This is a genomic window from Chimaeribacter sp. YP20170169, assembly GCF_056739715.1.
The window spans coordinates 431,209-445,602 of the sequence record NZ_CP176824.1 but is presented as its reverse complement, the minus strand read 5'-3'; the positions used below and the strand labels follow the sequence as shown (position 1 = coordinate 445,602).

12 protein-coding genes and 2 tRNA genes are annotated in these 14,394 nt (G+C 56.4%); all 14 read right to left on the bottom strand.

Annotation, left to right across the window (positions count from 1 at the left end):
* Positions 1–16: 16 nt before the first annotated feature.
* A complete protein-coding gene (locus tag ACK3SD_RS02095; RefSeq protein ID WP_137762070.1) occupies positions 17–1,912 on the bottom strand; it encodes a DEAD/DEAH family ATP-dependent RNA helicase in 1,896 nt (631 codons plus the stop codon).
* Entirely contained in the window at positions 1,902–1,976 is a 75-nt protein-coding gene (yrbN, locus tag ACK3SD_RS02090) for a protein YrbN (protein ID WP_370465591.1), read from the bottom strand. The genes ACK3SD_RS02095 and yrbN overlap by 11 nt, the downstream gene beginning before the upstream one ends.
* Before the next feature lie 121 nt (positions 1,977–2,097).
* On the bottom strand, positions 2,098–2,982 hold the full coding sequence (gene nlpI, locus ACK3SD_RS02085; RefSeq protein WP_137762069.1) for a lipoprotein NlpI: 885 nt from the start codon (positions 2,980–2,982) through the stop codon (positions 2,098–2,100).
* 128 nt (positions 2,983–3,110) lie between these two features.
* Positions 3,111–5,228, bottom strand: a complete 2,118-nt coding sequence (gene pnp, locus ACK3SD_RS02080) for a polyribonucleotide nucleotidyltransferase (protein WP_481126600.1) — start codon at positions 5,226–5,228, stop codon at positions 3,111–3,113.
* A 248-nt stretch (positions 5,229–5,476) separates the two neighbouring features.
* Positions 5,477–5,746 carry a 30S ribosomal protein S15 gene (rpsO, locus tag ACK3SD_RS02075; RefSeq protein ID WP_072927115.1) on the bottom strand — a complete coding sequence of 90 codons (270 nt, stop codon included), beginning with the start codon at positions 5,744–5,746 and terminating at the stop codon, positions 5,477–5,479.
* Positions 5,747–5,865: 119 nt separating this feature from the next.
* Positions 5,866–6,810, bottom strand: coding sequence for a tRNA pseudouridine(55) synthase TruB (gene truB / locus ACK3SD_RS02070; RefSeq protein ID WP_481126599.1), 945 nt, complete (start codon positions 6,808–6,810; stop codon positions 5,866–5,868).
* Complete coding sequence (rbfA, locus tag ACK3SD_RS02065) at positions 6,810–7,220, bottom strand: 30S ribosome-binding factor RbfA (protein ID WP_137762066.1); 411 nt, start codon at positions 7,218–7,220, stop codon at positions 6,810–6,812. The genes truB and rbfA overlap by 1 nt, the downstream gene beginning before the upstream one ends.
* A gap of 69 nt (positions 7,221–7,289) precedes the next feature.
* Positions 7,290–9,980 (bottom strand): translation initiation factor IF-2, encoded by a 2,691-nt coding sequence (gene infB, locus ACK3SD_RS02060; protein ID WP_137762065.1) that lies wholly within the window; start codon positions 9,978–9,980, stop codon positions 7,290–7,292.
* Between the two features lie 24 nt (positions 9,981–10,004).
* The gene (gene nusA / locus ACK3SD_RS02055) at positions 10,005–11,492 is read right to left on the bottom strand and encodes a transcription termination factor NusA (RefSeq protein WP_137762064.1); all 1,488 of its coding nucleotides are present in this window, start codon (positions 11,490–11,492) and stop codon (positions 10,005–10,007) included.
* Between the two features lie 21 nt (positions 11,493–11,513).
* Positions 11,514–11,966: a ribosome maturation factor RimP gene (gene rimP, locus ACK3SD_RS02050; RefSeq protein ID WP_137762063.1), complete on the bottom strand. Its 453-nt coding sequence runs from the start codon at positions 11,964–11,966 to the stop codon at positions 11,514–11,516.
* Between the two features lie 212 nt (positions 11,967–12,178).
* Positions 12,179–12,255, bottom strand: a tRNA-Met gene (locus tag ACK3SD_RS02045).
* A gap of 59 nt (positions 12,256–12,314) precedes the next feature.
* Positions 12,315–12,401 (bottom strand) — tRNA-Leu (locus ACK3SD_RS02040).
* 82 nt (positions 12,402–12,483) lie between these two features.
* Positions 12,484–12,816, bottom strand: a complete 333-nt coding sequence (secG, locus tag ACK3SD_RS02035; protein ID WP_481126598.1) for a preprotein translocase subunit SecG — start codon at positions 12,814–12,816, stop codon at positions 12,484–12,486.
* Between the two features lie 239 nt (positions 12,817–13,055).
* Positions 13,056–14,393, bottom strand: a complete 1,338-nt coding sequence (gene glmM, locus ACK3SD_RS02030) for a phosphoglucosamine mutase (protein ID WP_137762061.1) — start codon at positions 14,391–14,393, stop codon at positions 13,056–13,058.
* Position 14,394: the final 1 nt, after the last annotated feature.

Here is a 14,394-nt window from a genome sequence, read left to right as displayed (position 1 = left end):
ATATTACCGGATGTGCTTACGCATCACCGAAACGACGCGGGGCGCGCTGGCCGTCACGGTTGCCAGCTGGGCGGCGCTCGCCACCTTCACGGCGTTCACCGTTGAACGGACGACCACGACCACCTTCACGGCGTTCACCGCTGAAAGTACGACCACCACGGCCGCCTTCACGACGCTCACCAGCACCGCCTTCGCGACGCTCACGGCGTTCACGCGGCTGCGCATCACCCAACAGCTGCATGTTCAGCGGCTTGTTCAGGATACGAGTGCGGGTGAAGTGCGACAGCAGATCGCCCGGCATACCTTTCGGCAGCTCGATGGTGGAGTGGGTCGCGAACAGCTTGATGTTACCAATGTAACGGCTGCTGATGTCGCCTTCGTTAGCGATCGCGCCAACGATGTGACGCACTTCAACGCCATCATCACGGCCCACTTCAATGCGGTACAGCTCCATATCGCCCACTTCACGACGCTCACGACGCGGACGGTCGCCATCACGTGCATCACGGCGATCGCCACGATCCGGACGGTCACCACGACGATCGTCACGATCGTTGAACTCACGGCGCTGACGCGGTTTGAATACCGGGTCCGGCGGCAGAATCAGCGGACGCTCGCCCTGTGCCATCTTCAGCAGCGCGGCAGCCAAGGTTTCGATATCCAGCTCTTCTTCCGGTTGCAGCTTAGCCAGCAGCGCGCGGTACATGTCCAGATCGCTGCTCTCCAGCTGCTGCTGTACTTTAGCGGCAAACTTGGCCAGACGGCGTTCACCCAGCAGTTCTGCATTCGGCAGTTCTACTTCTGGAATAGTCAGCTTCATGGTGCGCTCGATATTGCGCAGCAGACGACGCTCACGGTTCTCAACGAACAGCAGCGCGCGGCCTGCACGGCCTGCACGACCGGTACGGCCGATACGGTGCACGTAGGATTCAGAATCCATCGGAATATCGTAGTTCACCACCAGGCTGATGCGCTCAACGTCGAGGCCACGGGCCGCTACGTCGGTTGCGATCAGGATGTCCAGGCGGCCATCTTTCAGGCGCTCCAGGGTCTGCTCACGCAGCGCCTGGTTCATGTCGCCGTTCAGCGCGGCGCTGTTGTAACCGCTGCGCTCCAGCGCTTCAGCCACTTCCAGAGTCGCGTTTTTGGTACGCACGAAGATGATCGCCGCATCAAAGTCTTCTGCTTCCAGGAAACGCACCAGCGCTTCGTTTTTGCGCATACCGTAGACAGACCAGTAGCTCTGGCTGATGTCCGGGCGGGTCGTCACGCTAGACTGGATGCGCACTTCCTGCGGCTCCTGCATGAAGCGACGGGTAATGCGACGGATCGCTTCCGGCATGGTCGCGGAGAACAGCGCGGTCTGATGTTCAGCCGGGATCTGCGCCATGATGGTTTCAACGTCTTCGATGAAGCCCATACGCAGCATTTCATCGGCTTCGTCCAGTACCAGACCGCTCAGGTTAGAGAGGTCCAGGGTGCCACGCTTCAGGTGGTCCAGCAGACGGCCCGGCGTACCGACCACAATCTGTGGGCCTTGACGCAGTGCGCGCAGCTGTACGTCATAACGCTGGCCGCCGTACAGGGCAACCACGTTGACGCCGTGCATGTGTTTGGAGAACTCGGTGCAGGCTTCAGCAACCTGAACAGCCAGTTCACGGGTCGGTGCCAGTACCAGCACCTGTGGCGCTTTCAGCTCCGCTTTGACATTGTGCAGAAGCGGCAGCGAGAACGCGGCGGTTTTACCACTGCCGGTCTGTGCCATACCCAGTACGTCACGGCCGTTCAGCAGATGTGGGATACATTCCGCCTGAATCGGAGAGGGTTTTTCGTAACCCATTTCAGTCAGAGCGGTAAGGATAGGAGCGGAAAGCCCCAGGTCAGCAAAAGAGGTTTCAAACTCAGTAGTCATGTACACGTGCCTCATGAGAGATGGCGGCCAGTCTACGTAACTCGTCGAGAAAATTTTCAGTCATTTTCATTGAAAAGTGTGAACCGGCTCAAATAAGTTAATAAACGGACAAAAAAACCCTCGCCTGTTAAGGCGATTTGACGATGGTAAAACCAAGGTAAATCAGGCTGATAAGTGTCCGTCAGCTATTGCTGGTCCGATTCTGATAGGTCGTCTTGCTCTTGGCCTAATAGCGCCAATTCCAACAATGCATAGCGGTGCTCAACAAAGTTATGAACGTTGTTAGCGACCGTCAGTTTGAACAGTGCCGAAGCGCTGCTCTTGTCCCCCAGACTCAGGTAGTGTTTACCTAAATAGAAGTCAGTTTCACTGAGATGCTCAGCGAGCGAAGTGTTATCCGTTGCATCTGCCTTCAGGCGATCCATCAGCGTACTTTCACTGATGTTGCCAAGGTAGAATTCGACAATATTCCATCCCCATTGCCCTCTGTCCGCTTTTTCGTAACGCTGTTCCAGCGCGGCTTCTGCCTGCTTGGGATCGATCTCTCGCTCCACCAGGTAAAGCCATAACGAACGGAAGGGATCATTTGGGTCGTCTTGATAAAACGCCTGCAGATCATCCTGCGCTAAGGGGTATCGGCCACCGTAATACAGTGCGATGCCTCGGTTTAAACGCGCGTAGTTGTAAGTTGGATCAAGCTCTAGTACAGAATCAAACGCTTCATAGGCAGCATCAAAATTGCCTGCCTGCGTTAGGTAAATGCCCAGGTAGTTGAAAACTTCCGGCATGTCGGGACGAATCGCCAGCGCCTGTGAAAAGTCGTTTCGCGCCAGCGCCCGTAATCCAAGGCTATCATACAGCACTCCACGCTCATATAACAACTGCGCACGCTCATCATCTGTCAATGCCCGGCTGGCAAGGATTTGTTCCATGCGCGCCAGGATCACTTCCTGCTGCAGCGTAGGCTGCAAAGGAATTGCCAGAACGTCGTCTTTACGCCAATCATGGTTGCTGCATCCTGCCAGCATAAGTGCTGTCGCAACATAACACCAGCGCAAGAAAGGCTTCATTTCCCACTCCCGAAGACAAACATTGGATGATCGTCCTGTCATCCGCTTGCTTAACACGAAAGCCTCCTGCCCTCGCGATACGAACAGCGCCCTACCGGCGGTAAGGCGCTGTAAAACTGCATCAACAGTTATTCTGCTTCAGGCGCAGCCGCTTCTGTAGACTGGGCAGTCGCTTCTTTGATGCTCAGGCGGACACGGCCCTGACGATCAACTTCCAGGACTTTCACTGGCACTTCCTGACCCATCTCCAGGTAGTCGGTCACTTTCTCGACGCGCTTGTCAGCGATTTGAGAGATGTGTACCAGACCCTCTTTACCGCCGCCGATGGCCACGAAGGCACCGAAGTCAACGATACGGGTCACTTTACCCTGGTAGATACGGCCCACTTCGATCTCAGCGGTGATCTCTTCGATACGACGGATAGCGTATTTCGCTTTATCACCGTCGGTCGCTGCGATCTTCACAGTGCCATCATCTTCGATTTCAATGGTGGTGCCGGTCTCTTCGGTCAGTGCACGGATTACCGAGCCGCCTTTACCAATCACATCCTTGATTTTATCAGGATTGATTTTGATGGTGTGAATGCGCGGCGCGAATTCAGAGATATCACCACGCGGGGTGCTGATGGCCTGCTCCATCACGCCCAGGATGTGCAGACGCGCACCTTTGGCCTGATTCAGGGCAACCTGCATGATTTCGCGGGTAATGCCTTCGATTTTGATGTCCATCTGCAGGGCGGTGATGCCTTCACGGCTGCCCGCCACTTTGAAGTCCATGTCACCCAAGTGGTCTTCGTCACCCAGAATGTCAGAGAGAACCACAAAGTTTTCACCCTCTTTCACCAGACCCATCGCGATGCCCGCAACAGCGGCTTTAATCGGCACGCCAGCGTCCATCAGTGCCAGAGAAGCACCACACACGGACGCCATGGAGGAGGAGCCGTTGGATTCGGTGATCTCAGATACCACACGTACGGTGTACGGGAAGGAGTCTGCTTCCGGCATCACTGCCAGCACGCCACGCTTCGCCAGACGGCCGTGGCCAATCTCACGACGCTTCGGTGAGCCGACCATGCCGGTTTCACCTACGGAGTACGGAGGGAAGTTGTAGTGGAACAGGAAGCTGTCGGTGCGCTCGCCCATCAGCTCATCCAGGTTCTGGGCATCACGTGCGGTACCCAGAGTGGCTGTTACCAGCGCCTGAGTTTCACCACGGGTGAACAGCGCCGAGCCGTGGGTACGCGGCAATACGCCGGTGCGCACGTCCAGACCACGGATCATGTCTTTCTCACGGCCATCGATACGCGGCTCGCCACGCAGCACACGGCTACGTACGACGTTCTTCTCAATGGTGCCCAGCACATCCATGATCTCGCCTTCGTCCAGCGACTCATCTTGTGCCAGCAGAGCAGCAGCAACGTCAGCCTTGATGGTATTAACCTGGCCGTAGCGCTCTTGTTTGTCGATGATGCGGTAGGCATCACCCAGACGGGATTCAGCCAGCTCCGCCACACGGGCGTGCAGGACTTCGTTCACCGCTTCCGGCTGCCAGTCCCACTTCGCTTTGCCTGCTTCAGCAACCAGTGCGTTGATGTTCTCAATCACTACCTGCTGTTGGTCGTGGCCGAAGACCACAGCGCCCAGCATCTGGTCTTCGCTCAGCAGATCCGCTTCGGATTCCACCATCAGTACCGCGCCTTGGGTACCCGCAACCACCAGATCCAGTTTGCTCTGCTTCAGCTCATCAGTGGTCGGGTTCAGGACATACTGGTCATTAATGTAACCAACGCGTGCGGCACCAATCGGGCCGTTGAACGGGATGCCAGAGAGGCTCAGGGCCGCAGAGGCACCGATCATGGCAACGATGTCCGGGTTAACCTGTGGGTTAACGGAAACCACGGTCGCGATGACCTGAACTTCGTTCAGGAAGCCTTCCGGGAACAGCGGACGGATTGGGCGGTCAATCAGGCGGGAGGTCAGGGTTTCACCTTCGCTCGGACGGCCTTCACGACGGAAGAAGCTACCAGGGATACGGCCGGCAGCGTAGCTGCGCTCTTGGTAGTTGACGGTCAGCGGGAAGAAGTCCTGACCCGGTTTAGCTTTCTTGGCGCCAACCACGGTCACGAAGACGGCGGTGTCATCCATGCTGACCATGACGGCAGCTGTTGCCTGGCGCGCCATCATGCCGGTTTCCAGCGTAACGGTGTGCTGGCCGTATTGGAATTTGCGTACGATCGGATTCAGCAAAATCATATCCTTTATTGAGATGCAGTGCCGCATGGGCGGAAGTGCACCAGTGACTCACCGATCTTCACATTACATCCTCGCGACTAATGACAATCCTTATCCTTTCCTCGAAGGACAAAGCCTCTCATTAGCCGCGCGAACCTCTGTAGCGGAAGATCCTCTGTAGAGATAGCGGCAGTACCTTACGGGGTCTTGCCTCCTAGAATAAAGGGGCCAAATTTGGCCCCTTTACACTGAAACTCGCAGACTTAGCGACGCAGGCCCAGACGTTCAATCAGGCTGGTGTAGCGTGCAACATCTTTACGCTTCAGGTAGTCGAGCAGCTTACGACGCTGAGAAACCATACGCAGCAGACCACGACGGCTGTGGTGATCTTTTTTGTGCTCTGCAAAGTGACCTTGCAGGTGGTTGATCTGAGCGGTCAGCAGAGCTACCTGAACTTCGGTAGAACCGCTATCGTTAGCACCGCGACCGTAGTCGGCTACGATCTGTGCCTTAGCTTCAACGCTTAGAGACATTGTAATACTCCAGATTATAGATAATAAAACAGGTGCCGATCTCTAATTCAGCAACCCAATACATAAGCTGCGCCATTCTACTCCTTGCCATAGTGTTGCGCAAGGTAAGCAGCAGTGGCTCACTCGGGGTTTTCTACCACCAGACGGCGCGGGGCGACCCGCCCATCTTCCGCGATTTCTCCGATGCCAATAAAGTGGCGCTCCTCCCCTTCCGTGATGCGAACCATCCCCTCGGACGGGGCCTGGGCGGCCTGTACTGGCTGCCCCTGCTTCACATAGCTGGCCACTGTCGGCAGCAGGTTCACTTCCGGGAAGTGCTGCACCGCACTGTCCATCGGCATCAGCAGCGGATCCAGCAGCTCACTGGGCGCGCGCTCCTCGGCCTGGCACTGTTCAAGCAGGCTGTTCAGTTGCTCCAGCGTCACCATCCGCTCAATCGGGTAGGTGGCGACTTGCAGGCGGCGCAGGAATGTCACATGCGCGCCGCAGCCCAGCATTTCGCCCAGATCGTCGATGATGGAGCGAATGTAGGTGCCCTTGGAGCAGTGAATTTCCAGCTCCAGCTCCAGCCCTTCATGGCGAATGAACAGCAGCTCATACACCGTGATATCACGGGCTTCGCGCGGCACTTCAATGCCCTGACGCGCGTACTCATAGAGCGGCCGGCCCTGATATTTCAGCGCGGAGTACATGGAGGGCACCTGCTTGGTCGCGCCACGGAAGCGCTCAAGGGCCTCCTGCAGCTGTGCCTCGCTAAAGGTGACATCACGCTCGGAGATGATCTGCCCATCCGCGTCAGAGGTGTCAGTACGCTGCCCAAGGCGCGCAATGACTCGGTAACGCTTATCGGAGTCGAGCAGGAACTGGGAAAACTTGGTCGCCTCACCCAGGCAGATCGGCAACATGCCGGTTGCCAGCGGATCGAGCGCGCCCGTGTGGCCGGCCCGGTTGGCGTTGTAGAGGCGTTTTACTTTTTGCAGGGCATCGTTGGAGGAGAGGCCCTGCGGCTTATCCAGCAGCACGATACCGTGAATATCGCGACCACGGCGACGAGGACGTCCCATTACTTTTCCTCGTCGTCGCCCGCCGCCGAGCGGCGTTCTGCATCGTTTTTCACGACGCTGGTGACCAGGTTGGACATGCGCATCCCTTCAACCAGCGAGTTGTCGTAGGCGAAGGTCAGTTCCGGCACCACGCGCAGGCGCATGGCTTTGCCAACCAGCATACGGATAAAACCAGAGGCGTCTTGCAGCGCCTTGATGCCGGTGGTGATACGCTCTGGATCGTGATCTTCGGTCAGTACGTCCAGGAAGGTGACGAATACTTTGGCGTATGCCAGGTCACGGGAAACTTCTACCCCGGATACCGTCGCCATGCCAACGCGCGGATCTTTCACTTCACGCTGCAAAATGATAGCGATCTCTTTCTGCATCTCTTGGGAGACGCGCTGAGTGCGGCTAAATTCTTTGGCCATAATGGATTCTCCAGACAAAGCGGGGGGCGCAAGGCCCCCCAATTGGATCTAAGCAGAGTGTCGCTGTGATTAAGCGATGGTGCGTTGGATCTCGATGGTTTCGAAGACTTCGATCATATCGCCGGTGCGAACGTCATTATAGTTCTTCACGCCGATACCACACTCCATGCCGTTACGCACTTCGTTGACGTCATCTTTGAAGCGACGCAGGGATTCCAGTTCGCCTTCGTAGATCACCACGTTTTCACGCAGGACACGAATCGGGCTGTGACGCTTGATGATGCCCTCGGTCACCATACAGCCGGCGATGGCGCCAAACTTCGGTGATTTGAACACATCACGCACTTCAGCCAGACCGATGATCTGCTGCTTGTACTCTGGTGCCAGCATACCGCTCATCGCCTGCTTCACTTCGTCCAGCAGGTCATAGATAACGGAGTAGTAACGCAGATCCAGGCTTTCAGCTTCGATCACGCGGCGGGCAGATGCATCAGCACGCACGTTGAAGCCAATCACAATGGCGTTGGACGCCGCTGCCAGGGTGGCGTCGGTTTCGGTGATACCACCTACGCCAGAGCCTACGATCTTCACCTTCACTTCGTCGGTGGAGAGCTTCATCAGAGAGTCGGCAATCGCTTCGACAGAGCCCTGAACGTCGGCTTTGAAGACGATGTTCAGCTCGGAGACTTCGCCTTCGGTCATGTTGGCGAACATGTTCTCCAGCTTGGACTTCTGCTGACGCGCCAGTTTGACTTCGCGGAACTTGCCCTGACGGTACAGCGCCACTTCACGCGCTTTCTTCTCGTCACGGACAACGGTCGCTTCGTCACCAGCAGCCGGCACACCAGAGAGACCCAGGATCTCAACCGGGATGGATGGGCCAGCAGAGCTGACTTCACGACCCAGTTCGTCACGCATCGCACGCACACGGCCATACTCAAAGCCACACAGCACGATGTCGCCCTTGTTCAGGGTGCCTTCGCGAACCAGTACGGTCGCAACCGGGCCACGGCCTTTGTCCAGGAAGGATTCGATCACGACGCCGCTGGCCATGCCATTGCGTACCGCTTTCAGCTCCAGAACTTCAGCCTGCAGCAGGATGGCGTCCAGCAGGTCATCGATACCCGTACCGGCTTTCGCAGATACGTGGATAAACTGGGACTCACCGCCCCACTCTTCCGGCATGACGCCGTACTGGGAGAGTTCGTTCTTCACGCGGTCCGGATCGGAATCTGGCTTGTCGATCTTGTTCACGGCCACAACAACCGGCACGCTGGCCGCTTTGGCGTGTTGGATCGCTTCGATGGTCTGCGGCATCACGCCGTCGTCCGCCGCCACAACCAGTACCACGATGTCCGTTGCCTGTGCACCACGGGCACGCATTGCGGTAAACGCGGCGTGGCCTGGGGTGTCCAGGAAGGTGATCATGCCGTTGCCGGTCTCTACGTGGTAAGCACCGATGTGCTGGGTAATGCCGCCCGCTTCGCCCGCTGCCACTTTGGTGGAGCGGATGTAGTCCAGCAGGGAGGTTTTACCATGGTCAACGTGGCCCATGATGGTCACGACCGGTGCACGTGCTTCCGCACCGCTGTCGCCGGTGTCACGGTCGCTCATGACCGCTTCTTCCAGCTCGTTTTCACGACGCAGGATAACTTTGTGGCCCATCTCTTCGGCAACCAGCTGTGCGGTTTCCTGGTCGATGACCTGGTTGATGGTTGCCATGGCGCCCAGTTTCATCATCGCTTTGATGACCTGAGAACCTTTTACCGCCATCTTGTTGGCCAGCTCGGCCACAGTAATGGTCTCGCCGATCACCACATCGCGGTTCACGGCCTGCGCCGGCTTGTTGAAGCCCTGCTGCAGGGAGCTTGGCTTACGCTTGCCCTTACCACCACGGGTAACGGCACGCGCTTCTTCGCGATCAGCTTTAGATTCAGACAGCTTGCTGCCTTTCTTCTGCTTGGTCACTTTGGCGGTGCGGGTACGGCTGCGGCGATCGCCTTCAACCTGACGATCGTTCTCGTCTTCCGCTTCACGCGCATGGTGAGAGGTGGTGACATGATAGTCAGCCGCTTCAGACTCAGGCGCCTCGGTGGTTTCGGTCCACACGCCAGAGTCAGCCATTTTACGGGCCTCTTCTGCAACGCGGCGGGCGTTCTCTTCGACCTTACGGCGCGATTCCTCTTCCGCTTTACGCTTAAGTTCGGCGGCTTCGGCCTCACGTCGTGCTTTTTCTGCCTGCGCTGGCTTGGTCATATCGTCGGTATGTTGATTAGTCACTTTTTCTTTTTCCGCTGCGTCACGCTTCGCTTTTTCAGCGGCCTCACGTTTGGCTTGCTCTTCGGCTGCACGCTTCGCTTTCTCAGCAGCTTCTTGCTGAGCTTGCTCTTCTGCTAGGCGCCGTGCCTGCTCTTCCGCTTCACGCCGTGCCTGCTCTTCCGCTTCAGCCTTAGCCTGTTCGGCCTCTGACGTGTCGCGTTTAACATAAGTGCGTTTCTTGCGGACCTCGATTTGCACCGATTTACTTTTACCGCCGGTGCTCGGAATATTCAAGGTGCTACGCGTTTTGCGTTGCAGTGTCAGCTTGTTTGACGCATTACCATTGTCACGGTTCAGATGCGCCAGTAATGTCTCTTTCTCGTGCTGGGTCACAGAGTCAGCTTCGGACTTGTCGATCCCTGCATCAGCAAATTGCTGTACCAGGCGATCAACCGAAGTCTGAATCTCTGCGGCCAGTGATTTTACGGTTACATCTGTCATGCTGTTCCTTCCTGCTACAGTTTATTACGCATTGTCGCCAAACCAGCAGATATTACGCGCAGCCATAATCAGCTCGCCGGCTTTCTCATCATCAAGCCCTTCAATATCTGACAGATCGTCGACACCCTGCTCGGCAAGATCTTCCAGCGTACAAACCCCACGCGCCGCCAATTTGCTGGCCATGCTGCTCTCCAGACCTGGCAGATTCAGTAAGTCTTCTGCGGGCTGCTTATCGCCCAGACTCTCTTCATGCGCCAGTGCCAGGGTGGTCAGTGCAGCTTTAGCGCGCTCACGCAGCGCTTCTACCGTCTCTTCATCCAGACCGTCGATCTCCAGAAGCTCTTTCATCGGCACGTAGGCCAGCTCTTCCAGAGTAGAGAAGCCCTCTTCCACCAGAACGGTAGCGAAGTCTTCGTCAATGTCGAGGTGCTTGGTGAAGGTGTCGATAGCAGCGTGCGCCTCAGCCTGATGTTTAGCCTGCAAGTCATCTGCCGTCATCACGTTCAGTTCCCAACCGCTCAGTTGGGAAGCCAAACGCACGTTTTGACCATTACGGCCAATCGCCTGAGCCAGGTTGCTGGCTTCAACAGCGATATCCATCGTGTGCTTGTCTTCGTCAACGACGATAGAGGCGACATCCGCCGGCGCCATCGCGTTGATGACGAACTGCGCCGGGTTATCATCCCACAACACGATGTCAATGCGTTCACCGCCCAGCTCACTGGAGACGGCCTGAACGCGTGCGCCACGCATCCCTACGCAGGCGCCGACCGGATCGATACGCTTGTCGTTGGTTTTCACAGCGATCTTGGCACGGGAGCCTGGATCGCGCGCAGCGGCTTTAATCTCAATCACTTCTTCGCCAATTTCTGGCACTTCAATGCGGAACAGTTCGACCAGCATCTCCGGGCGGGAGCGGCTGACAAACAGTTGCGCGCCGCGCGCTTCCGGGCGAACGGCGTACAGTACGCCGCGGATGCGGTCGCCTGGACGGAAGTTTTCACGCGGGAGCATATCTTCGCGCAGGATAACGGCTTCAGCATTGCTGCCCAGATCCAGGGAGATGCTGTCGCGGTTAACTTTCTTCACCACGCCAGTGACGATTTCGCCTTCCTGCTCACGGAACTGGTCAACGACCATTGCGCGCTCGGCTTCGCGCACTTTCTGCACGATAACCTGTTTGGCGGTCTGGGTGGTGATGCGGTCGAAGGTCACAGACTCAATCTGGTCTTCGATGAAGCCGCCAACATCAATGGAAGGATCTTCAAACTGGGCCGCTTCCAGCGTGATTTCACGCGTCGGTTGCGTCACTTCTTCGACCACTAACCAGCGGCGGAAGGTATCAAAGTCACCGGTTTTACGGTCGATGCTGACACGTACGTCAATCTCTTGCTCGTACTTTTTCTTGGTCGCCGTTGACAGGGCTGTTTCCAGCGCCTCAAAAATCTTTTCCCGCGGGAGGGCTTTTTCGTTCGAGACTGCCTCTACAACAGCCAGAATCTCTTTGTTCATCCTAGTTGCCTCGTCCTAACTTTAAAAGTGGGGTACCAGGTTCGCTTTCTGGATGTTGCTCAGCGCGAACACTTCATCTTTCCCATCCACAGTCACCGTGATCATCTCACCATCTACGGCTTTGATAATACCCTGCCATTTACGGCGGTTTTGCATCGCCATACGCAAGACAATGCTCACTTCTTCACCAAGATAACGGGTATAGTGCTCAGCAGTGAACATAGGACGATCAAGGCCCGGAGAGGAGACTTCCAGGTGGTAAGCCACAGTGATGGGATCTTCAACATCAAGCACTGCGCTCACCTGATGGCTGACATCAGCACAATCATCGACAGTGATGCCGTCTTCACTATCAATATAGATGCGTAGCGTTGATTGGCGACTACGGATGAATTCGACACCGACCAGTTCATAGCCTAATGCTTCTACCGGCGCAGTAATCATCTCTGTCAATTTTTGCTCTAATGTGGACAAGCCCACCCCCAAGACATAAAAAAAGGGCTTAATAGCCCAGTGATTCTGTTGTCAAATAACAAAAAACCCCGATAAATCGGGGCTTTTTGTAACTGGACCCTATTTGCCGCATAGCGGCTTCGGTGCACTTTCGGCAAGAATGTTTTCAAATTGCCCTGAGAAACACTGTTGACTGACTCACAGTATATTTGAAAAAAGACTTTAAGGGAAAGTGGTTGCGGGGGCCGGATTTGAACCGACGACCTTCGGGTTATGAGCCCGACGAGCTACCAAGCTGCTCCACCCCGCGTCCGAAAACGTGGCGAATACTACGCCGAAATTTGCGAAAACGCAAATTTATAAAAGGATTGGTACCGAGGACGGGACTTGAACCCGTAAGCCCAATCGGGCACTACCACCTCAAGGTAGCGTGTCTACCAATTCCACCACCTCGGCACTTTTTTTTAAAAAGTCGTCTCTGCTGCTTACGAACGTTGACCACTCTTTGAAAAGCGTTTACTGCTGTGTGACGCTCCGCTTACTGCGGCAGGTCACTGTTCTGAGCTGGCGCTGCTGGTACGGCCTGCTGCTCAGATTTTACTGGCTGACCCAGGTTTTCCCACTCACTGCCTTTGTGGCTCTGGTTGCTGCTCAGGTTGCCTAAGATCAGGCTGATGACGAAAAACAGTGTTGCCAGAATCGCCGTCATGCGGGTCATGAAGTTGCCGGAGCCGCTCGAACCGAACAGCGTGGCAGATCCACCTGCGCCAAAAGAAGCGCCCATATCCGCACCTTTGCCCTGCTGAAGCATAATCAAGCCTACCAGGCCCAACGCTACAATCAGGAAAATTACCAGAAGAGCTTCGTACATAAACGTACCTGTATCCTCGCGGCTTCACCGCATGCCAATTGCTTCGCATTAATCAAGCAGGTCAGGTCAATTCACTTACCTACTGAAGCGGGTGTGAATACTAACCAAAGGCTGGGTATCCTGCAAGAGCAATTTTCACCAACCGAACCGTTTGCAGAAAAAAGCGCCATCCTGCTCAAAACCCCGGCGATTTACCGGCTAACACCTTGGTGTTGGCCGGTAAACGCCATGTTTTATCGTTAACCTGCCGCCTTTACCGCGTCCGCGATGCGGTTAGCCAGGGACTCTACCAGGACAGCATCCTCCCCTTCCACCATCACGCGGATCAACGGCTCTGTACCCGACTTACGCAGCAGCACCCGTCCACGGCCTGCTAACTGCTTCTCCACGTCGGCAGTCACGCTCACTACCTCTGGGGATTGCAGCGGGTCATGGTTGCCTGCAAAGCGCACATTCACCAGAATCTGCGGCAGCAGCTTCATGCCGCTGCACAGGTCGTGCAGGCTCATGTGGTTGCGTGTCATGGCAGTGAGTACTTGCAAACCTGCCACGATGCCGTCGCCGGTGGTGGTCTTGTCCAGTAGGATGACGTGGCCGGAGTTTTCCGCCCCAATGCGCCACCCTTTCTCCTGCATCATTTCCAGCACGTAGCGGTCACCGACTTTGGCACGGACAAACGGGATGCCAAGCTGCTTCAACGCCAGCTCCAGCCCCATGTTGCTCATCAGGGTGCCAACCGCACCACCGCGCAGCTGCCCCTGACGCAGCCCTTCGCGGGCGATGATGTAGAGGATCTGGTCGCCATCGACTTTATTGCCGAGGTGATCCACCATCATCACGCGGTCGCCGTCACCATCAAACGCCAGACCCACGTCCGCCTTCTCTGCCAGCACGCGCTGTTGCAGGGCCGCCACGTCGGTCGCGCCACATTTTTCATTGATGTTCATGCCATCCGGCTGGCAGCCGATGGCGATCACCTTGGCGCCCAGCTCGCGCAGCACGCTGGGGGCGATGTGGTAGGTGGCGCCATTGGCACAGTCGACCACAATTTTCAGTCCGCTGAGACTCAGCTCACTCGGGAAAGTGCCTTTACAGAACTCGATGTAACGCCCGGCGGCGTCAACAATCCGGCTCGCCTTGCCCAGTTCAGCAGACTCCACGCAAGAGAGTGGCTTCTCCATCTCTGCTTCGATCGCCTCTTCTACCTCATCCGGCAGTTTTTCCCCGGCATTGGAGAAGAATTTGATGCCGTTGTCGTAGAAGGGGTTATGAGACGCGGAGATCACAATGCCTGCTTCCGCACGGAAGGTACGCGTCAGGTAGGCCACCGCCGGGGTCGGCATTGGGCCAGTGAAGGCCGCAGACAGCCCAGCCGCGGCCAGGCCAGCCTCCAGCGCTGACTCCAGCATATAGCCAGAGATACGCGTGTCTTTGCCGATGATCACTTTCCGTGAGCCGTTGCGCGCCAGCACCTTGCCAGCTGCCCAACCCAGTTTCAGTACAAAATCAGGGGTGATGGGGGATTGGCCAACCTGGCCACGAATACCATCAGTACCAAAGTATTTACGGTTACTCATA